This window comes from Streptomyces sp. NPDC019937 (assembly GCF_040631655.1).
Classification (GTDB): domain Bacteria; phylum Actinomycetota; class Actinomycetes; order Streptomycetales; family Streptomycetaceae; genus Streptomyces.
Window position 1 is genome coordinate 237,877 of record NZ_JBEYAL010000002.1, and the last position, 20,144, is coordinate 258,020.

A 20,144-nucleotide genomic window follows, 5' to 3' on the forward strand; every position below is an offset into this window, starting at 1 on the left:
TCCCATGGGAGGAAAGCTAGCGCGCGGCACCGACAAAACCCCTGATCTGCGAAGATCTCATGGAATCCAGTCAGGTCACCGGCCGGGCGCGGACCATCGAGGCGTGCACCTGGTGCCCACCGCTGGCGATCATCCGCACCTCGGCGCGGTCGCTGATCTCGGCCCGCACGATGCCGGTGTCGTCCGCGTAGACGGGGTGTCCGCCAGGACCGTTGGAGTCCGTGCGGTGCACCATCACGATGTCCTCGGCCTCCGGCTCCGGGGCAACCGGATCGGCGAAAATCAGCTCATATCTCTCGCGTCGCGGCATCAGGCACTCCTCCCACACGGACCCGCCCCCTCGCCCCAAACCGGGACAATCAACACTATCGAACAGACGCGTCACCGCAAGAGGGTCGCGGAATCCCGGGCAGCGGCAGGGCGGCGGACGGGCCGACGCCCTCAAGGCTCCTGGGCCACCGCGCCGCGGACCAGCGGGGTCATGACCGAGCCGATGACGGTGGCCGCGGCGATGGAGCCGAGGGTGATCCCCCAGGCGAGCGGGCCGAGCGGGGTGCAGTCGAAGAACTGGCTCACGCCCGGCGTCTGGATGATCCCGGCGAGGACCGCGGCCGAGCCGAGCCCGGCGATCAGCACATGCCGGTCCAGTCCCCCGGTGGCCAGGGTCTGCGCCAGCTGCGTACCGACCAGGGCGACGAGCGCCACCGTACTGGCCCGGCGCTTGCGGCCGGTGAGCCGCGCGCCCGTCCACGCCACGCCCGCACCGGCGGCCGTGATGATGCCGCGCAGCATCATCTCCCGGTTCAGCGCGGTGCCCAGGGAGCGGCTGGGGCCCTCCTTGAGCAGCCGCTCGCCGGCGTGGCCGGTGGGTTCGCGCACCGCGATGGCCAGCGCGGGCGCGAGGTCGGTCAGCAGGTTGACGAGCATGATCTGCCGGGCGGTCAGCGGGGTGCTGCCCGCGATGGCGGAGGCGAGCACGCTGAAGGTGACCTCGCCGAGGTTGCCGCCGATGAGGATGGCGAGCGCGGCCCGGACCGAGGCCCACATCGCCCGCCCCTCCATCAGGGCCGACACGATCGTCTCCAGGCGGTCGTCGCCGACGACGAGGTCCGCGGCGGCGGTCGCGGCCGGGGTGCCGCGCCGTCCCAGGGCGATCCCGATGTCGGCGAGCCGGATCGCGGGGGCGTCGTTGGCGCCGTCGCCGGTCATCGCCACCACCCGGCCGAGGCGCTGGTAGGCCTGCACGATGCGGACCTTGTGGTGGGGGCTGCAGCGGGCGATGACGTCCACGGTGGGGAGCAGTTCGTCCAGCTCGGCGTCGGCCATCTCGTCCAGGTCGGGCCCGGTGCACACCTTCAGCTCGGTGGCGTCGATGACGGTGGACGCGATGGACTCGGCGGTGGCCGGGTGATCGCCGGTGAGCATCACGGTGTGCACGCCCGCCTCGCGCAGCCGCGCGGTCGCGGGGGCCGCGCTGGTGCGCACCGGGTCGGCCAGCGCGATGAACCCGCGGAAGACCAGGTCCCGCACTGACTCGTCGGTGAGCTGTTCCCCGGCCCGCATGGGGCGTTCGGCCACGGCGAGGACCCGGCGCCCGGCGCCGGCCAGTTCCTCGGCGGCCGCGGTCAGTTCGGCGACGCCCCCGTCGTCCAGGGCGGTGGTCGCCGCCCCGTCGGGCGCCTGCCTGCGCACGCAGCGCTCCAGCACGCTCTCCGGGGCGCCCTTGACGCTCAGCAGGGTGCCGCGCACGGTGGCCCCGGCGGTGGCGTGATAGGCGCGGGAGGGCTCGAAGGGCAGCGCGTCGGTGCGCCGCCAGCGCGGTGCGCCCCGGCGTACCGCGACCCCGGCGCGGCGCGCCCCGGCCATGACCGCGCGGTCGGTCTGGTGGGCCATGGGCTCGGCCTGGCGGGCGGGCGGAGTGGCCCGCAGGGCGGCCGCGAGCACGTCCTTGCGCGGGGCGTCCAGCCGGTCGGCGGGCTGCGGGCCGCCGCCGTCGCCGACCGCGGCGAGCTGGAGGGTGCCCTCGGTGAGGGTGCCGGTCTTGTCGAAGCACAGCACGTCGGCGCGGCCGAGCGCCTCGATGGTGCGCGGATTGCGGACCAGGGCGCCGAGGTCGGCCAGCCGCCGGGCGGCGGCCAGCTGGGCCGCGTTGACGAGGAACGGCAGGCCCTCCGGTACGGAGGCGACGGCGAGGTTGACCGCCGAGGCCAGGTTCTCGGTCAGCGGGAGGCCGTGCAGCAGCCCGGCCCCGGACACGGCGGCGGCCGAGCCGAGCGCGATGGGGACGCTGGAGCGGGTGAGCGCGGTGAGCCGCGCCTCGACACCGGTCACGGGTGCGGCGCGGCGGGCGGTGGCCAGGCTCCTGCCCACCTCGGTGGACGGGCCGGTGGCCACGACGATGGCCTGCGCCCGCCCGGCGGAGACGGTGGTGCCCTCGTAGAGCATCGAGCTGCGCTGGGTGATCTGCGCGGCGACCACCGGCGCCGGGTTCTTGGGCACCGGCAGGGATTCGCCGGTCAGCGACGACTCGTCGACCTCCAGGCCGTCCGCCTCCAGCACCCGGCAGTCGGCCGGGACGACGTCCTCCGGGCCCAGCGCGATGATGTCCCCGAGGACCAGGTCCCCGGCGGTGACCAGGCGTTCGGTTCCGCCGCGGCGCACCCGGGCGCCGACCGCGGACTTGGCGAACAGCTCCGCGAGCGCCCGTTCGGTCCTGACCCGCTGGAAGCCGCCGACGAGCGCCGAGGTGGCGGTGATGGCCGCGACGAGCGCGGCGTCGGTGCGCGACCCGACGGCGGCGGCGAGCGCGGCCCCGGCGGCCAGGACCGGGGTGAGCGGGTTGGCCAGCTCCTCGATGAACGCCGCCGGGAGGCTGGTGCCGGTCGGTTCTCCGGTGCGGGTGGGCGCCTTGCCCGCCCGGGTGGCGGCCTGCTCCGGAGTCAGCCCCTGGCCGGGGTCGCAGGACAGGCGCTCCAGCACCCGGGGTACGGGCATCAGATGCCAGGGGGTGGTGGTCACCGGGGGCACCAGCGGGCGGGAGAGCAGCTGCCGGGCGCGCCAGTTGCCGAGGCCGAACGCGATGGCACCGGCGGTGGTGCCGGCCGCCGCGCCGCGCGCGGTGGCCTGGTCCCGGGGGGCCTTGAGGGCGGCGACCGCGCCGATGCCGCTGCCGCCGGCCGACAGCAGGGCGCTCTCGCGGTCCACCTGGGCGGCCACGCCGACCGCGTCCACGATGATCCCGGCGGAGTCCAGGTCGGCGCCGACGAGCAGATGGGCGCCCCAGGCGGGGGGCTCGCCCTCGTGGTGGATCCCGACGCCGCAGTCGGACGCGCCCAGGGCCCGGCGGTTCCCCGACAGCAGCATCACGACCGCGCCGTCGGCCTGGAGGGCGCGTACGGAGGCGACCAGGCGGCGGCCCGCCGGTGCCACCGCGTCGGCGAAGGTGAAGGCCGTCGGGGGTGGCCGGTCGGTGGCCAGGACGATGCGCGCGCCCGCCCGGCGGGCGGCCGCGGCCACCGCCTCGGCGCCCGGGACCGCCTGGGCGGCGAGCCCGGCGACCGCCTGGAGCCGCTGTCCCCGGGCGAGGCCCAGGGTCCGCTCACTGCCCTTGCGGCGCAGCCTGGCCGCGGTGTGCCGACCGGTGCGGCCGGTCAGCTCGAGCCGGTCCAGCGGCCCCAGCACCCATCCGTTGTCGCGCCGGACCTCCAGGGGCGCGTCCGGGTCGAAGAGGTCGAAGAGCCGCATCGCGACCTGCTCGGGGTCGGCGCCGCCGAGGAGTTCCAGGTCGATGGGTTCGTACCGGTCGCCGCGCAGCGCCGCCTCGTCGAGCACCACGGTGTCGACCTGGCCGAGCCGCCGCAGGGCGCTGCGGTCCATGGCCAGGACGCCGCGCAGGGCCAGGAACCGGCCGAGGCTGGTGGCGAATCCCTCGCGCCCGGCGCCGGGCGCCCTCGGTATGGACGAGAACGCGACGGCCAGCCCGCGGCGCGGTCCGGCGAACGGGGCGGTCAGCGCGCCGACCGCCGCCCCGGTGGCCATGGAGCGCTCCGCGAACCGCTCCATGCTGTCCCTGGGGGTGGGGCCGGGCCGCTCCACCACGATGGGCTCGGCGGCCACGTCCTGGGGCCCGTGCACCAGATGCGGCTCCATCGCCGCCCATGCCTCGCCCTCGGCCCTGGCCTCCCGCCACAGGCCCAGGCGCTGGGCGAGGTCGAGTGCGAGCCCGCCGCCGCTGGTGGCCACGCCCTGGGTCAGCGCGCTCAGCACGGGCAGGGCCGCCTCGGTGGGCTCGCCGCGGGTGACGGCCAGGGCCAGCCGGCGCAGCCGGGGGTGGTTCTGGATGGCGGATACCGACGCGCTCACCTCGGCCGGCAGCCGGAGCCAGGGGACCAGCCGCAGGGCGGTGGCGACGCTCAGGCCCAGCACGTCCGCGGCGACCACGGCGAGGGACTGGGCCTCCCGGGGCCCGCCCGAGGGGTGGCGTGGTTCGGGGGCCCATGCGTCGAACTCCTCGGCGGGGGCGACGGGGCCCTGGGTCTCGGCGCGCTCGATCAGGGCGACGAGTTCCAGTTCGCGCGGGGGCGGTTTCGTGACGGCGACGACGACCCGCTCGGAGGGCGCGTTCACCCGCGCCCACAGCACGCCCGGATGGTTTTCGAGGGCCTGTTCCACCCGGTTCGCCACCTGCTCCCCGCCGATCCCGTGCACACCGTGCACTTCGATGTAGTAGCGGCCCGGGTACGACCACACCCCACGGCTGGGCGGGTGGACCAGCCGCCCGACCGCGCCGGCGGCGTCCCGTACCCGTGCGGCCACTCCGTGGGTGAGGGGCTCCAGCATCGGGGGTTTCGTCAAGTGCAGCCCAGGCAGCGTCGTCATCGGTGAGACCTCCGGTGTGTCGGCGTCCGCGGCGCGGTTTCCGTGTGGAGCGGTCTGTCCGGTTGATTCCGATTACCCTGAAATAGGAAGAAGATTCCGGATGTCAATCATGTGTGGACGTGAGACCAGTGACCACTCCCACCAGCTCCCGCAAGCGCAGCACCTCCGCGACGGCACGGTCGTCGGCGCGCGGCGCCGGCAAGTCGGCCCGGAGCCAGGCCACATCGAAGGGCCGGGCCCCGTCGAAGACCGCGGCCGCCACCAAGTCCGCGCAGTCGGGGAAGACGAAGGCGGCGCAGAGCACGCAGAGGTCGAAAACGGCGAAGGCGGCGAAGTCCGCGAAGCCCACCCCCCAGAAGGGTGACCACCGGTTCACGGTGACGGTCCCCAGCCTCGGCCACGTGGCGCAGGCGACGCGGCTCGACCGCGCCGCGAGCGCGACCCATCTCGACCGCGTCGACGGTGAGCGCGTCGGCCGGGCGGCGAAGAGCGCGGCGAACGTGGCGCTGATGCCGATCGCGGCGGCCCGCCGGGTGCTGCCCGCCAAGGGCGGCCTCCCGCTGTACGCGGGGCTCGGGGTGCTGGGCGTCGCCGAGGTGATCGAATGGCCGGTGGCCGTGGGCGTCGGGGTCGGCTACGCGGTGCTGCGGCGCGGCGGGGTGATGGCGCCACCGTCCGAGACCCGCAAGGCCTGACCACGGCGGCCCCGCCCCGAACGCCCTGAACACCCCCGAACACCGGCAGCGGCCCCCGGCCGCCCGGGGGCTCGTTCCGGCGCGCCGCGCCGAGGACGTACCGCCCCCGGGCGGCGCCCTCGTGCCCACGTGCCGGGGCCACCTCAGGCCCGCCGGGTGACCTGAGCCGGCGGCCGGAATCGCCGGTGTCCGCGACACCCGCGACACGGTGATGTGGGACAGACTGGGGAATCACCGAGACTTCACGATGCGCGAGTGATGCCCGCTTTCCCCATTCAGCGGCGCCTTTGACCATTTCACCAAGGCACACGGGCAGGAAACGGGCAGAAGTTGACCACAAACGGGCAGCGGCAAGCAGTCGAAACGTTGGTATATACCATGAAGCGCATCTAACACCCGTCACTGGAACCGTCGCACGGTCCGCTTCCAGCGCCGGTCCGGAGGCTGGTGGCAGGGCCGTGACCTCAGCTTTTTCCGGTTTGCGCACGACCATGCCGTTGTTGAGACAACAGAAAGCGGTACTCTCCATGGCTCACCCCCACACCACTCAGGGCGCCCGCCGCCTGCCCGGGCAGGCATCATCGGGCTTAACCCATGACCGGAACCGGGCCCGCGCCGTGACCGGATGCCACGCCGCCGGTATGGCCACCCTCGCCCTCGACCTCCAAATCCTCGCCGGAGACGAGGACTTCTTCCGGCACTTCGGCGGAACGTCGGCGGAGCTGTGCGGGCGGAACCTGTTCGACCTGCTCGACCCCAGCGCACCCGCCGTCCTGCGGGAGCACTTCCTTCGGCTGCACGACGGGCGGCGCACCCGCTTCACGGAGCGCGTGGTCGGCCACCGCTCGGGAGGGCGGGTGTTCTCGGGCGAGCTGACCGGCACGGCCGTCCAGGGCCCGTCCGACACGCTGTCGGCGATCGTCGTGCTGGTCAAGCCGGATGACGAGAAGGCCGAGGAGGACACCGCGACCCAGAGCCGCAATCTGCTGTCGCCGCTGGAGGCACAGATACTGGAGGGCGTGGCCACCGGCGCCTCGACCGTACAGATGGCCGCCAAGCTCTACCTCAGCCGCCAGGGCGTCGAGTACCACGTGGGATCGATGCTGCGGAAGATGAAGGCGCCCAACCGGGCGGCCCTGGTCTCGCGCGCGTACGCGGCGGGCATGCTGACCGTCGGCACCTGGCCGGCCCGGGTCCGCCCGGACTTCGTCAAGTGACCCGGCCATGAAGTGATATCGCGTCAGATGACGTATCCGGTGGCCGGCGAGATAGGGGGTTCCGTCGGCCACCCCCTCGACAGCCCTGAGCGGCGGACCGGTCAGGAGCGTTCCGGCTGACACCGCGGGCACCAGGTGCTGGTCCGCCCGGCGATCTTTCCGCGGCGCAGCGGGCGGCCGCAGCGCGGGCAGTGCGGATCCGGGTCGTCGCGGTGACCGGTGAGCCAGGACGGCCGGGGCGGCACCTGCCCCGCCCGCACCGAGGTGCGCAGCACCCCGCGCAGCGCGGTGTGCAGCCGCCGCCGCTCATCGGGGCCCAGATCGCCCGTCCGGCTCTTCGGATGGACCCGCGCCCGCCACAGGATCTCGTCGCCCAGCAGATTGCCGAGCCCGGCGACGACGGACTGGTCGGTCAGCGTGGCCTTGACCCGTCCGCGCCGCCCTTCCAGCAGGGTGTCCAGCTCTCCCCGGCCCAGTGTGAGCGCGTCCGGGCCCTGCTCGCCGAGGATCCGGCCCACATCGGCCTCGGTGGCGGCGAGCCACAGACCCCGCAGCTTGCGCTGATCGTGGTAGCGGAGCTGATGGCCGTCGTCGAGCGTGAAGACGACCCGGCCGAACCGCTCGGGCGGATCGCCCTCGGAGCGGCACACCAGCCCCCCGGTCATGCCGAAGTGCAGGATGAGCGTGGGGTCCCCGACCGGACCCTCGACCGGACCCTCGACCGGCCCCCCGACCGGCCCCCCGACCGGACCTCCGAGCGGGGCGATCAGCCACTTGCCGTGACGCCGCGGGGCGGCGAACCGGCGGCCCTCCAGCTCGCGCTTCAGCCGCTGTGCGGTGACCCCGCGCAGCACCCCGGGATCGAACACCTCGACCCGCTCGATCCGGTGCCCCTGCGCGCAGGAGACCACGGTGCGGCGGAAGCCCTCGACGTCCGGTAGCTCGGGCATATCGCCAGATTACGCCGGGCGCCGGAGGACGGCCCGGAGGGAGGAAAGGTGAGGATATCCACATCTTTGCCCTGGTCGGATAAAGTACCTGGTTATGCGATTCATCCGCTCCGAGTCGAGGGCGAGCGATCGCAATCAGACGCTTTTCGCGATCGCGCGGTGCCTGCCGTTCGTGGTCATGGCGGCGGTCGTCACCATCGAGCTGACCCCCGCGCACGTGATCTACACCGGTCCGCTGCTCACCCCGGCCCCGGCGCTGGCCGCGGTGACCATGGGCCCGGCCGGCACCGGGGGCGTGGTGCTGCTGGCCGCGGGGATCAGCGCCCTCACCGCCACCCACAACCACGCCTGGGGCACCCAGCCGGTGTACGCGAATCTGCTGGCGCTGCTCGTGGTGTCCGTGGCGAGCGTGGCGAGCAGCGCCGTCCGGGAGCGCAGGGACCGGGAGCTGAGCCAGGTCCGCCGGATCGCCGAGGTGTCCCAGAACGTGGTGCTGCGGCCGCTGCCCGCCCGGATGGGCGGGGTGCGCACCGCCAGCGTGTACATGGCCGCCGAGCGCGGGGCGCAGATCGGCGGCGATCTGTACGAGGCGGTGGGCACCCGCTACGGAGTGCGGCTGATCGTGGGGGACGTGCGCGGCAAGGGGCTGGCCGCGGTGCGGTCCGCCGCGGCGATCCTGGGCGCCTTCCGGGAGGCCGTGCACTACGAACACGATCTGATCGAGGTGATGCGGCGGTGCGCGGCGGCGCTGGGCCGCGAATACGACCTGCTGGACCGGTCCCGGCTCCAGGACTGGGACGAACGGGCCGAGCAGTTCGTCACCGTGGTGCTCGCCCAGGTGGTGCCCGACACGGCCATGGTCCAGCTGATCAACCGGGGCCATCCCCCGCCGCTGCTGCTGCACGACCGCAAGGTGCGGACGCTGGGCCCGGTGCGCCCGCTGCCGCCGCTCGGCCTGGAGGAGTTCCTGACCCCGCCCCCGATCGGCGTCGAGACCTTCCCGTTCGCCGTCGGCGACCGGCTGCTGCTGCACACCGACGGAGTGCTGGAGGCGCGTAACCACTGCAACGAGTTCTTCCCGCTGCCGCGGGTCATGGAGACCGTGGAGGGCGCCACCCCGACCGAGTACCTGGATCGGCTGCGCCACGCGCTGGTCCACCACGCCGGGGGGCGGCTGGCCGATGACGCGGCGATGGTCCTCGTCGAGCGGGCGGCGGGCGCCGAGCCGGGGTGGCGCTCGGAGCCCTGACTCCTCCAGCGGCTCAGGGGACCGGGGCGCCGAACTCCTCCACGGCGGCCGCCACGATCGCCTCCAGCCGGGCGTGGTGGGCGCCGCGCCAGTAGACGCGCTCGCAGGCGGCGCAGCGGGCGAACACCTCGTACGTGCTCCGCGTGCCGTGCTCCAGCCGCCCGCGGACCGTGTCCTTGTCGGCGTCCTCCAGGGCGCCGTTGCACGCCGTGCAGCGGGTCCACGGGGCGAGGGAGGGGGTGAACCGGCCGAGGACGTCGCGCAGTTGTTCTTCGGGCCGGTCGCTGTAGACATACGCCCCGGCCCACAGCTCGCGCCGCCGCAGCAGCCCCCGGTCGCGCGAGAGCAGCACCCGGCGCTGGGCCGCTGAGCGGGCGGCGAGCGCGGGGTCGCCGATGTCCTCGCTCTCGTACGCCGCGTCCACGCCCAGCAGCCGCAGGCGGCGGGCGAGGGTGCCCAGGTGGACGTCGAGCAGGAAGCGCAGCGGGGCGCCCGGGACCCGCTGCGGCCGGGCGACCGGGTGCACCTCCACCGACTCCCCCGCCCCCGGCACGTGCGAGACCGCGGTCTCCCGGCCGTCGACGAGCAGCCGGCCGACCTCGGTGAGCGGAACCCCGAAGGACTCGACGACATGGCCGAGAGTGGAGGCGCCGTCGGTGGTGACGGCCGTGCGGTCCCGGCGCCGTTCGGGGGCGGCGAAAAGCCGCAGTTCAGGGGCGAGGCTGAGCTGGATCTCCGGTCCGTTCACACCGCCAGCATGCCAGGCGTGTCCCCCGCGGGCGACGCGTTTTCGCCCCCGTGCCGCCGTCCTTCCTCGAGGGTCAGGCGCCGCCGGAGCGCTCCAGGCGCCGTCGTGTGCGGCGCCAGGTCACCAGCCGCAGATACTCCTCGTGCAGCAGCCGGCCGACGAGCGCCCCGCCGAAGACCACGAAGCCGACGCCGACCAGCCAGGACTGCACGACCAGCACGGTGCCCACCGGGCCGTAGGACACCGCGCTGGAGGCGATCAGCGGCGAGAACACCAGCCGGGAGAAGACCCGCAGCCCCCACAGCCCGACGCCCGTGGCGAGGGCGCCCGGCAGCAGGGCGCCCCAGCTGATCCGCCCGCCGAGCAGCAGCCGCTGCGACCACCAGAAGAAGAGCACCGTGCCGACGACGGCGACGGCCAGCCGGACGGGTCCGGGGCCGAGGTGGGACGACAGCAGGAGGTAGCCGATGAGCACGATGAGCCAGACCAGATGGCGCCACACGGTGTGCCAGCGGCCCGGGGGCAGCTCCCAGACCTTCTCGTAGCCGGTCTGCACCGCCCCGCAGAAGGTCAGCCCGAAGAGGGCCAGCGTGGCCAGACCGAACGCGGTGGTGGTCTCCAGCGACCGCCTCGGCGGGGCGAACAGGTCCAGGACCTCGTCCCGTGAGGTGGCGGACACCCCGAGCCCTTCGGCCAGCCACTGGGCGAAGCCGTGCCGGTTCACCGGGTCGGCGGCGGCGACCACGATCAGCAGCGGCACCAGCGTGAGGAAGCCGAGCGCGGCGAACCCCAGCGCCCGGTGCATCAGCTCGAATTCGCTCCCCCTGCGCCACCCCCGCCCGGCCGGGGACCGGTGGAACGTGCGGTGCAGCCGCCGGAAACGCGAGCGGCGGTGGGAGGAGTCGGGGAACTGCTCGGACATACCACTCCCACTCCCCCACCACCAGATCATGCGATATGCCCCAATACGTAACGCATCGTCCAGCGTACTCAGTGCGGATGCCCGTGCAACCCACGGTGCCCGCGGCCCACTGGCCCGGCGGCGGTCCTGTGCCAGAATGTGAGAGGGAAGCTGCCGCGATGAACGGGCCCGGGAACCAGCAGACACCTGCCGGAGAGCTGTTCGCCGAGGGCGGTGCGCTCGGCAGGATGATGAGCGCGGTCGACTGGTCGGCGACACCCCTCGGCGCCATTGACGCCTGGCCTCCGCGGCTGGTCGAGGCGTTGCGCATCGTGTTGTTCAGCGAGCAGCCGATGGCCCTCTTCTGGGGCCCCGACTACACGATGCTGTACAACGAGGGCTACATGGCCATCATCGGCTCCAAGCATCCGGGGGCGCTGGGCCGGTTCGGCCGGGACGTCTTCCCCGAGAACTGGGAGCTGTCCGCCGCTCCGCTCTTCGAGAGCGTGCGGGAGAACCGCAAGCCCTCCCTGGTGACCGACCGGGCCTTCGTCATCCAGCGCCGCGGCTTCCTGGAGCAGTCCTACTTCGACATCTCCTTCCAGCCGCTGCTGCTGGAGGACGGCACGGTGGGCGGGGTGCTGTGCGTCGTCACCGAGACCACGGCGCGGGTGCTCAGCGAGCGGCGGCTGCGGCTGCTGGCGGGGCTCGGCGCGCGGACCGCCGGGCTGCGCACCCCGCAGAGCGTCGCCCGGACCGTCGCGGAGATGCTGGACATCCACCGGGACGACGTCCCCTTCACCGCCTTCTACCTCGTGACCGCGCCCGGCGGGCTCCGGCTCGCCGCGTCCGCCGCCGTCCCGGAGCGGGCCGTCGAGGCGATCCGGGAGCTGTCGCCGGACCGGAGCGGGGAGGCGACGGGCCTGGCGGCGCGGCTGGCGGCCATCGTGGGCGACGCGGCACCGGCCCGGCTGCCGGGCGCGCTGTTCTCGATGCCCGGGCAGGAGGCGCTGGCCCATCCGCTGGTCCGCTCGGGCACGGTGGAGGGCGTGCTGGTGATGGGCGTCAATCCGCGGCTGCCCGCCACCGCTCCCTACCAGGACTTCTTCGAGGTGCTGGCGGCCACCGTCGGGGCGGCTCTGTCGGCGGCCCTGACCCAGCAGGAGCAGCGGCGGCGGGCGGAGACGCTGGCCGAGCTGGACCAGGCCAAGACGGTGTTCTTCTCCAACATCAGCCATGAGTTCCGTACGCCGCTGACCCTGATCCTCGGCCCGGTCCAGCAGGCGCTGGCCGACGAGGACCGCCCCGCGCGGCGGTCCCAGCTGGAGCTGGCCGAGCGCAGCGCGCTGCGGCTGCTGAAGCTGGTCAACACCCTGCTGGACGTCTCCCGGGTGGAGGCCGGAGGGCTCAAGGGCGCGTTCGAACCGGTGGACCTGTCCCGGGTCACCGCCGAACTGGCGGCCATCTTCCGCACCTCCTTCGACCTGGCCGGGCTGACCCTGGAGGTGGACTGCCCGCCGCTGCCCGAGCCGGTGCACATCGACCGGGAGATGTGGGAGAAGATCGTCCTCAATCTGATCAGCAACGCGCTGAAGTTCACCTTCACCGGCGGGGCCACGGTCCGGACGGCCGCCGCCGGCCGCCACGCCCGGCTCACCGTGAGCGACACCGGCACCGGTATCCCGCCGGAGGAGCTGCCCCACCTCTTCGAGCGCTTCCACCGGGTGCGCGGGGCACTGTCCCGGTCGTACGAGGGCAGCGGCATCGGGCTGGCGCTGGTGAAGGACCTGGTCGAGCTGCACTCGGGCACCATCTCGGTGAACAGCGTCCCGGGCCGGGGCACCGAGTTCACGGTGGAGATACCGTTCGGCACCGCGCATCTGGAGGACGTCACGCGCGAGGCGCCGGCCGTACGGAGCACCACGGAGGAGGCCGAGCGCGCCGCCCCGTACGCCCAGGAGGCGCGCAACTGGCTCGACACCGCCCCGCCCGGGCCCCTGGAAGCGGAGACCCCGGAAGCGCGGGCCCCGGAAGCCGAACCGGAGCCCGCCCCGGCCGGGCGGGCCCGGCTGCTGGTCGCCGACGACAACGCCGACGTACGGTCCTATCTCGGTGATCTCCTCGGCCGCGACCACGACGTCCTCCTCGCCGCCGACGGCCGCGCCGCGCTGGACACCGCCCTGGAGCACTCCGTCGATCTGGTGCTGACCGATGTGATGATGCCGCGCCTGGACGGCTTCGGGCTGGTGCGGGCGCTGCGCGCCGACCCCCGGACCACCCGGCTGCCGATCATCATGCTGACCGCACGGGCCGGGGAGGAGTCCACGGTGCGGGGGCTGGGCGCGGGCGCCGACGACTACCTCGCCAAGCCCTTCTCGGCCCGGCAGCTCCTCGCCCGGGTCGGCGCCAACCTGGAGCTGTCCCGGCTGCGCGAGCGGGTGCTCAGCGACAGCCGCCGGCAGGCGGACATGCTCACCTCGCTGTCCCGGGCGAGCCTGCTGCTGTCCGACACCCTCGATCCGCCGCAGGTCCTGGACACCGCCCGGCGGCTGCTCATCCCGGCCCTGGCCGACGAGATACGCGTCCGCCTCGCCGACCCCCGCGCCGAGCGGCCCGTGTACGCCGCCGGGGAGCCCGTGGCGCCGGACGACCGCCTGGACCGGGCCCTCGCCGACACCCTGCTCGCGGGCGCCACCTCCGGGGCGCCCCCCACCGGCGGCACCCTGCTCTCCGTACCCCTGCTCGCGCACGGCCGGATGCTGGGCGCCCTGGCCATCGCCCGGCGCGAGGGCGCGTACACCATGGCCGACCGGCAGTATCTGCGGGGCGTGGCGGGCCGTCTGGCCCTCGCCTACGACAACGCGGCCCGCTTCCGCAACGAGCGCCATCTCGCGATGACCCTCCAGCGCGCCCTGCTGCCACAGACCCTCCCCCAGATGCCGGGACTGCGCACCGCCTCCTACTACGAGGCGAGCGCCAGCGGCGCCGAGATCGGCGGCGACTGGTACGACGTCATCGCGCTGCCCGACGGCGAGATGGGGCTGACCATCGGCGATGTGATGGGCCATGACGTGGACGCCGCCACCGTGATGGGCCGGTTGCGCTCCACCCTGCGCGGCTTCGCCCTGGACCGCGCCTCCCCCGGTGTACTGCTGGGCAAGCTGGACGCCTATCTGCGCTCCCTGGAGGTCGACCACTTCGCGACGTGCCTGTACGCGGTGTACGAGCCGCGCACCCGGCGGCTGCGGTACGCGGCCAGTGGCCATCTGCCGCCGCTGCTGGTGGCGGACGGGACGACGAGCTTCCTCGACGTCGCTCCGGGCGCCCCGCTGGGCCTCGCGCACGAGCCGCCGCCCGGCCACGAGACGCGGCTGCCGCCCGGCGCGGGACTGCTGCTGTTCACCGACGGGCTGGTGGAGAACAGCCGGCTGCCCCTCGACGACGGTCTGGCGGCGCTGCGGCGCGCCTGCGACGGGCTCGCCCCGCCCGTCCTCACCGATCCGCAGGCGATCATCGACCGGGCGCTGGGGCTGCTGGACATACCGGGCCGGGTGGACGACGACACGGCGCTGCTGGCCGCGTCAACGCCGTAACGGGTCTCCCGCCCGGTCCCCCGCCGCCACCGGTTCGCCGGTGTCGGCGTCGAGGACGCTCACCCGCACCGCGGGCTCCCGTACCGCGTCCCGGCTCGCCCCCGCGTCCAGCGCGAAGAGCACCACCAGCGGTCGCGCGGTGCCGCCGGGCGCGTGGAGCCCGGCGTACCGGAGGATGCGCCAGCCGCCCTCGTCCCAGTGGTCCAGCAGCGCCGACCGCACCAGGGGCGCGGTGGACTGCCAGGCCAGCGAGTGTTCCAGCAGCTCGACCGTCGCGGCCAGCGGCACCCGCGGCCCGTTCGGGGCCCCGGCCAGCGGGTGTCCGGTGAGGCGCAGGCGCAGCCTGCGCCACGGCATACGCCACCGGCGGTCGGCGCGGAGGGCCAGCAGCCCGGCCGCCGCCGCGAGGGCGCAGCACCCGGTGGCGGCCGGGTGCCGCGGGGCCGTGACCCACCAGGGGTGCCGGGCCAGCGCCACGGCGACACCGCCCGCCACCACCATGGCGGCCCGGGCGAAGGCCCTGGCCCCCACCGGTCCGTCGTCCCGCGCCGTGCAGCCGCACGAGGCCCCGGGCGCGGCCGCCCGGGCGTACCCGAGGTAGCCGAGGAAACCGGCGCCGAGCACGGCGGCCGCCCCGCCCGCGGCCACCGACGGCGGCAGCACCAGCAGCGCGGCGGACAGCAGGAGTTCGAGGGCGCCGAGGGCGCGCAGCGCGGGCGCCGCGCGGCGGCCGCCGCGCAGCAGCCGGGCCAGCGCGGTCCGGTGCGCCGTACGGGCCGTGCCGTGGCCGACGAGCTTGCCGGCCCCGGCCGTCGCCAGCACCCCGGCGAGCAGCGGCGCGGCGAGATCGAGGGCGGCGGCGCTCACCGGCGGCGCCCCGCGCCCGGCCCGACCGCCACGCTCACGATGTCCACGGAGTCGTCGGACGGCCGCCAGGCGCCCAGCACCTGGGCGTCCTGCCCGATCCGCAGCCCGGAGAGGTCGGCGGTGGGGGCGGCGCCGGAGTAGGAGGCGCTGGAGGTGTCCGGGAGGATGTTGCCGACGATCTCGTGCGATCCGTGCGCGAGGTGCAGCCGGGTCTTCTCGATGCCGCGGATGGTGGTGTGGAGGTTCACGATGTTCACCCACACCGCGTCGGCGGCGACCGTGCCGTCGGGCATCGGGACGCCGCGTGCGTAGAGCCCGTCGCCGGTCTCGATGGAGGCGGCGGTGGTGGGGCGTACCTTCCAGACGCTGGTGGCGCCGGTGAGCCGGACCCGGGCGTGGTCGCCGTAGGAGCCCGCCACCTCCAGCACACCGCCGTCGACGGAGGTGATCCGCCCCTCCACGAAGGCACTGGCGGGGACCGCCGGGTCCAGGGGGCGGCGCAGGGGCGCGGCGAAGACGGCGCCGGCGTCCACGGCGCCCAGCGCGGTCGCGCCGATGACGCCCGTTCCGACGACGGTCACGCCGCGCAGCGCTGCGGCGGTGAGGAAGCGGCGGCGGTCGAGGGGGTCGGAGATCCGGTGCGCGCTCATGGCCCCGCTCACTCGTAGAGGGAGACCGGCAGGGTGCCGGAGCTGAGGCTGCCGATGGCGGAGAAGGCGGCGGGGGTCAGGTCGATGACGCGGTTGCTGCGGCAGACGCCGTCGCAGCAGCTCGACTCGCCGCAGAAGCTCCGGGTGCGCGGACCGCAGTCGCTGACGGTGACGCAGACGGACGCGCCGGAGCACAGGTGGCGCACCGTGATGGCCGAGCCGCAGCCGCGCCGCGGCAGGTCCTCGCCGCACAGATCCGGCCGGGTGATGTCCCAGCACGCCTTCGACGCGTTGGGCCAGGCGGCCTGCAGGGCACTGGACTTGCACGTGCCGCAGGCGCCGCCGCCCGCGGCGGCACACGGGCCCCAGGCGTTGCCACAGCAGAACCAGGTGGCCTCGCCGTTCCCGAGACTGGTCGATCCGCACGCCATGCGGCCATCATGTGCGGGGCCGCGCGGGGCCGCCAGGCGGAGGCGTCCGATCGCCGCACCCGACGGCGCCCTCACAGCCTCTCGACGATGGTCACATTGGCCTGGCCGCCCCCTTCGCACATGGTCTGAAGGCCGTAACGCCCGCCCGTGCGCTCCAGTTCGTGCAGCAGGGTCGTCATCAGCTTGGCGCCCGTCGCGCCCAGCGGGTGGCCCAGCGCGATCGCGCCCCCGTTGACGTTGACCCGTTCCGGGTCGGCGCCGCTCTCCCGCAGCCAGGCCAGTACGACCGGTGCGAACGCCTCGTTGATCTCCACCAGGTCGATGTCGGCGATGGTCATGCCGGTCTTCTTCAGCGCGTACGCCGTGGCCGGGATGGGCGCGGACAGCATCCGGATCGGGTCCTCGCCGCGCACCGACAGATGGTGGACGCGGGCGCGCGGGGTCAAGCCGTGTTCGCGCAACGCCCGTTCGGAGGCGACCAGCAGCGCGGCGGCGCCGTCGGAGACCTGGGAGGAGAGCGCGGCGGTGAGCCGGCCGCCTTCCATGAGCGGGGCGAGCGCGGCCATCTTCTCCAGGCTGGTGTCCCGGCGCGGCCCCTCGTCCGCGTGGACGTCCCCGTACGGGACGACCTCACGGTCGAAGCGGCCCTCGTCGATGGCGCGGATCGCGCGCCGGTGGGAACGGAGCGCGAACTCCTCCATCTCCGGGCGGCCGATCCCCCACTTCTCGGCGATCATCTCGGCCCCGTGGAACTGGCTGACCGGCCGGTCGCCGTACCGCGCCCGCCAGCCCTCGGAGCCCGCGAAGGGCCCCTCGGTCAGTCCCAGCGGCTGGGCCGCCTGGCGGCTGGCGAAGGCGATCGGCACCTGCGACATGTTCTGCACGCCGCCCGCGACCACCAGGTCCTGGGTGCCGGAGAGCACCGCCTGCGCCGCGAAGTGCAGGGCCTGCTGGGAGGAGCCGCACTGCCGGTCGACGGTCACGCCCGGCACCTCCTCGGGCAGCCCGGCGGCCAGCCAGCAGGTGCGGGCGATGTCCCCGGACTGCGGGCCGACGGTGTCCAGACAGCCGAAGACCACGTCCTCGACGGCGGCCGGGTCCGCGCCCGAGCGCTCCATCAGCGCGCGCAGGACGTGCGCGCCGAGGTCGGCCGGGTGGACGGACGCCAGCCCGCCCTTGCGGCGGCCGACGGGGGTCCGTACCGCTTCGACGATGAATGCCTCGGCCATGGCTGCTCCTTCAGTCTCGTGGGGTGATGCCGTCCAGGACCATCGACACGTACTGGCGGGCGATCTCCTCGGGGCTGTGCTGTCCGCCGGGCCGGTACCAGGACGCGGCGACCCAGACGGTGTCGCGCAGGAAGCGGTAGGCCAGCCGGCTGTCGAGGTCGGCGCGGAACACCCCGTCGGCCACGCCCCGCTCCAGCGTGCCCAGCCAGGCCTGTTCGAACCTGCGCTGCGAGTCGGTGAGATAGCCGAAGCGGGGCAGGGCTGCGAGCTGCCGGGACTCCTTCTGGTAGATCGCGACGGCGGCCCGGTGCCGGTCGATCTCCCGGAAGGACTCGGTGACCAGCGCCTCGATGGTCTCCCTGGGGCCGAGCCCGGCCCGCAGCACGCCCTCGTACCCCGCCCACAGCTCGTCGAGGAAGGTGGAGAGGATCTCGTCGACCATCGACTCCTTGGAGTCGAAGTGGTAGTACAGGCTGCCCGCGAGCATCCCCGCCTCGTCCGCGATCCGGCGGACGGTGGTCGCGTTGTAGCCCTGGGCGGCGAACACCTCCGCCGCCGTCGAGAGCAGTTCGCGGCGCCGCTCGGGGGACGGGCTCACGGTGGTCTTCTTGCTGTTCCCGCTGATTTTCGGCACGTTCCCATTCTCGCCTCACCGCCGCCGGGCCCACGGGTGCCGGGCTCATGGGTGCCGGCTGCTGACGGAGACCGTCTCGCCCGTCATGTACGACGCGTAGCCGCTGGCCAGGAAGACGATGACGTTGGCGACCTCCCAGGGCTCGGCGTACCGGCCGAACGCCTCGCGCTCGGTCAGCTCGGCCAGCAGCTCGGGCGTGGTGACCTTCACCAGGTGCGGATGCATGGCCAGGCTCGGCGCCACGGCGTTGACCCGCACCCCGTACGCGGCGGCCTCGACGGCGGCGCAGCGGGTGAGCGCCATGACCCCGGCCTTGGCGGCGGCGTAGTGGGCCTGGCCGGCCTGGGCGCGCCAGCCGACGACGGAGGCGTTGTTGACGACGGTCCCGGATCCGCCTGCCGGGCGGGCCTTCATGCGGCGGAGGGCGGCGCGGGTGCAGCGGAAGGTGCCGCCCAGGGTGACGTCGATGACCTTGTGCCACTGCTCGTCGGTCATCTCGGTGAGTTCGGCGGTGCCGCCGAGGCCCGCGTTGTTGACCACGACATCCAGCCGTCCGTGGTGGTCCTCGGCGAGGTCGAACAGCGCCGCCACCGCGTCCTCGTCGGTGACATCGCAGGTCAGCCCGGCGACACGATCCGCTCCGAACTCCTCGGCGAGGGCGGCGGCCGTCTCCTCGAGGCGGCGTGCGTGGGCGTCGCCGATGACGATCCGGGCGCCTTCCTCCAGGAACCGGCGGGCCGTGGCGCCGCCGATCCCGGCGCCCGCCGCGGCCGTGATGACGGCCGTGCGGCCGGTGAGCAGGCCGTGGCCGGGGACGTACGACGGCTTGTTGTCCATCACGGCGCCACGGTAACCTACCAAACACTTGTTAGGGAAGGAGCCGGGGGCCCGATGGATCTCGACCTGACCGAGCGGCAGGAGGCGTTCCGGGCCGAGGCCCGGGGGTGGCTCGCGGCCCATGTGCCCGCCGCCGCGCTGCCGTCCCTGGAGACCGCCGAGGGGTTCGCCGCCCACCGCGCCTGGGAGCGGACCCTGGCGTCCGGCCGCTGGTCGGCGGTGACCTGGCCCGAGGAGTACGGCGGGCGCGGCGCGTCGGTGCTGGAGTGGCTGCTGTTCGAGGAGGAGTACTACGCGGCGGGCGCGCCCGGCCGGGTGAGCCAGAACGGCATCAGCCTGCTGGCCCCCACTCTCTTCGACCACGGCACCGCCGGGCAGCGGGCCCGGATCCTGCCGCCGATGGCGCGCGGCGAGGTGATCTGGGCGCAGGCGTGGTCCGAGCCGGAGGCGGGCTCCGACCTCGCCTCGCTGCGCTCCACCGCCCGGCGCGCGGACGGCGGCTGGCTGCTGACCGGCCAGAAGACGTGGTCCTCCCGGGCGGCCTTCGCCGACCGGGCCTTCGGACTGTTCCGCAGCCACCGCGAGCCCGGGGCCCCGCCCCACCGGGGGCTGACGTATCTGATGTTCCCGCTGGACGCGCCGGGGGTGACCGTCCGCCCCATCGGCCGCCTCGACGGCAAGCCCGCCTTCGCCGAACTCTTCCTGGACGAGGTGTTCGTGCCCGACGAGGACGTCATCGGCGAGCCGGGGCAGGGCTGGCGGGTCGCGATGAGCACCGCGGGCAACGAGCGCGGGCTGACCCTCCGCAGTCCCGGCCGTTTCACCGCCGCCGCCCGCCGTCTGGCCGCCCTGTGGCGGACACGCGCCGCCGCCGGGGAAGGGGAGGAGGCGGGCGGGGCGGCCGCGGCCCTGCGGGACCGGGTGGCCGACGCGGTGATCCGCGCCCGCGCGTATGAACTCTTCGCCTACGCGGGCGCCTCGCGGCTGGCCGCCGGGGAAGCGCTCGGGGCCGAGTCGAGCCTCAACAAGGTGTTCTGGTCGGAGCTGGACATCAGCCTCCACGAAACGGCCCTGGATCTGCTGGGGCCGTGCGGTGAGCTGGCGGAGGACGGCTGGGCGGAGGGCTATGTCTTCGCGCTGGCGGGGCCGATCTACGCCGGGACGAACGAGATCCAGCGGGACATCGTGGCGGAGCGGCTGCTCGGCCTGCCGAAGGGCAGGCGGTGAGCGGCCCGCTCGCGACCCCGCGTACGGCGGGAACACGA

At 74.4% G+C, this 20,144-nt stretch carries 17 protein-coding genes; 5 read left to right on the top strand and 12 right to left on the bottom strand.

Annotated elements, in window-relative coordinates; all coding sequences use genetic code 11:
• Positions 1–70 precede the first annotated feature (70 nt).
• The 3 genes from ABZ562_RS02780 to ABZ562_RS02790 form a co-directional block, all read right to left on the bottom strand.
• The gene (locus ABZ562_RS02780) at positions 71–310 is read right to left on the bottom strand and encodes a DUF6296 family protein (protein ID WP_361473027.1); all 240 of its coding nucleotides are present in this window, start codon (positions 308–310) and stop codon (positions 71–73) included.
• 131 nt (positions 311–441) lie between these two features.
• Entirely contained in the window at positions 442–4,878 is a 4,437-nt protein-coding gene (locus tag ABZ562_RS02785; protein ID WP_361473030.1) for a cation-transporting P-type ATPase, read from the bottom strand.
• A gap of 103 nt (positions 4,879–4,981) precedes the next feature.
• Positions 4,982–5,254: a hypothetical protein gene (locus tag ABZ562_RS02790; protein ID WP_361473032.1), complete on the bottom strand. Its 273-nt coding sequence runs from the start codon at positions 5,252–5,254 to the stop codon at positions 4,982–4,984.
• Positions 5,255–5,279: 25 nt separating this feature from the next.
• Between ABZ562_RS02790 and ABZ562_RS02795 the strand changes: the two genes are divergently transcribed.
• Both ABZ562_RS02795 and ABZ562_RS02800 read left to right on the top strand, forming a co-directional pair.
• Positions 5,280–5,573 carry a hypothetical protein gene (locus ABZ562_RS02795; protein WP_361473035.1) on the top strand — a complete coding sequence of 98 codons (294 nt, stop codon included), beginning with the start codon at positions 5,280–5,282 and terminating at the stop codon, positions 5,571–5,573.
• Positions 5,574–6,214: 641 nt separating this feature from the next.
• Complete coding sequence (locus ABZ562_RS02800; protein WP_361473038.1) at positions 6,215–6,790, top strand: LuxR C-terminal-related transcriptional regulator; 576 nt, start codon at positions 6,215–6,217, stop codon at positions 6,788–6,790.
• A 101-nt stretch (positions 6,791–6,891) separates the two neighbouring features.
• On the opposite strand, the gene ABZ562_RS02805 is transcribed toward ABZ562_RS02800, so the two are convergent.
• Positions 6,892–7,740 (bottom strand): DNA-formamidopyrimidine glycosylase family protein, encoded by an 849-nt coding sequence (locus ABZ562_RS02805; protein WP_361473041.1) that lies wholly within the window; start codon positions 7,738–7,740, stop codon positions 6,892–6,894.
• 94 nt (positions 7,741–7,834) lie between these two features.
• On the opposite strand from ABZ562_RS02805, the gene ABZ562_RS02810 reads away from it, so the two are divergent.
• A complete protein-coding gene (locus tag ABZ562_RS02810; RefSeq protein WP_361473044.1) occupies positions 7,835–8,989 on the top strand; it encodes a PP2C family protein-serine/threonine phosphatase in 1,155 nt (384 codons plus the stop codon).
• 13 nt (positions 8,990–9,002) lie between these two features.
• Here the strand turns inward: ABZ562_RS02810 and ABZ562_RS02815 are convergent, their stop codons facing one another.
• Together ABZ562_RS02815 and ABZ562_RS02820 are read right to left on the bottom strand one after the other, a co-directional pair.
• Entirely contained in the window at positions 9,003–9,737 is a 735-nt protein-coding gene (locus tag ABZ562_RS02815; RefSeq protein ID WP_361473047.1) for a Mut7-C RNAse domain-containing protein, read from the bottom strand.
• 73 nt (positions 9,738–9,810) lie between these two features.
• Positions 9,811–10,659, bottom strand: a complete 849-nt coding sequence (locus ABZ562_RS02820) for a ribonuclease BN (RefSeq protein ID WP_361473050.1) — start codon at positions 10,657–10,659, stop codon at positions 9,811–9,813.
• 158 nt (positions 10,660–10,817) lie between these two features.
• Here ABZ562_RS02820 and ABZ562_RS02825 point away from each other — a divergent pair, with 158 nt between their 5' ends.
• Positions 10,818–14,231 carry a SpoIIE family protein phosphatase gene (locus ABZ562_RS02825; RefSeq protein WP_361473053.1) on the top strand — a complete coding sequence of 1,138 codons (3,414 nt, stop codon included), beginning with the start codon at positions 10,818–10,820 and terminating at the stop codon, positions 14,229–14,231.
• Here ABZ562_RS02825 and ABZ562_RS02830 read toward each other — a convergent pair.
• The 6 genes from ABZ562_RS02830 to ABZ562_RS02855 all read right to left on the bottom strand — a co-directional run bounded on the left by ABZ562_RS02830 (position 14,220) and on the right by ABZ562_RS02855 (position 18,879).
• Positions 14,220–15,098 carry a MauE/DoxX family redox-associated membrane protein gene (locus tag ABZ562_RS02830; RefSeq protein WP_361473056.1) on the bottom strand — a complete coding sequence of 293 codons (879 nt, stop codon included), beginning with the start codon at positions 15,096–15,098 and terminating at the stop codon, positions 14,220–14,222. The genes ABZ562_RS02825 and ABZ562_RS02830 overlap by 12 nt on opposite strands.
• Positions 15,095–15,748 carry a cell wall protein gene (locus tag ABZ562_RS02835; RefSeq protein ID WP_361473059.1) on the bottom strand — a complete coding sequence of 218 codons (654 nt, stop codon included), beginning with the start codon at positions 15,746–15,748 and terminating at the stop codon, positions 15,095–15,097. Before ABZ562_RS02835 ends, ABZ562_RS02830 begins: the two co-directional genes overlap by 4 nt.
• Positions 15,749–15,756: 8 nt before the next feature.
• Positions 15,757–16,179, bottom strand: coding sequence for a septal ring lytic transglycosylase RlpA family protein (locus ABZ562_RS02840; protein ID WP_361473062.1), 423 nt, complete (start codon positions 16,177–16,179; stop codon positions 15,757–15,759).
• Between the two features lie 71 nt (positions 16,180–16,250).
• Positions 16,251–17,408, bottom strand: a complete 1,158-nt coding sequence (locus ABZ562_RS02845; RefSeq protein WP_361473065.1) for an acetyl-CoA C-acetyltransferase — start codon at positions 17,406–17,408, stop codon at positions 16,251–16,253.
• Positions 17,409–17,418: 10 nt separating this feature from the next.
• The gene (locus ABZ562_RS02850) at positions 17,419–18,033 is read right to left on the bottom strand and encodes a TetR/AcrR family transcriptional regulator (protein ID WP_361473268.1); all 615 of its coding nucleotides are present in this window, start codon (positions 18,031–18,033) and stop codon (positions 17,419–17,421) included.
• Between the two features lie 54 nt (positions 18,034–18,087).
• Complete coding sequence (locus ABZ562_RS02855) at positions 18,088–18,879, bottom strand: SDR family oxidoreductase (RefSeq protein ID WP_361473270.1); 792 nt, start codon at positions 18,877–18,879, stop codon at positions 18,088–18,090.
• 54 nt (positions 18,880–18,933) lie between these two features.
• On the opposite strand from ABZ562_RS02855, the gene ABZ562_RS02860 reads away from it, so the two are divergent.
• Complete coding sequence (locus ABZ562_RS02860) at positions 18,934–20,106, top strand: acyl-CoA dehydrogenase family protein (protein ID WP_361473068.1); 1,173 nt, start codon at positions 18,934–18,936, stop codon at positions 20,104–20,106.
• The last annotated feature ends 38 nt before the right edge of the window (positions 20,107–20,144 follow it).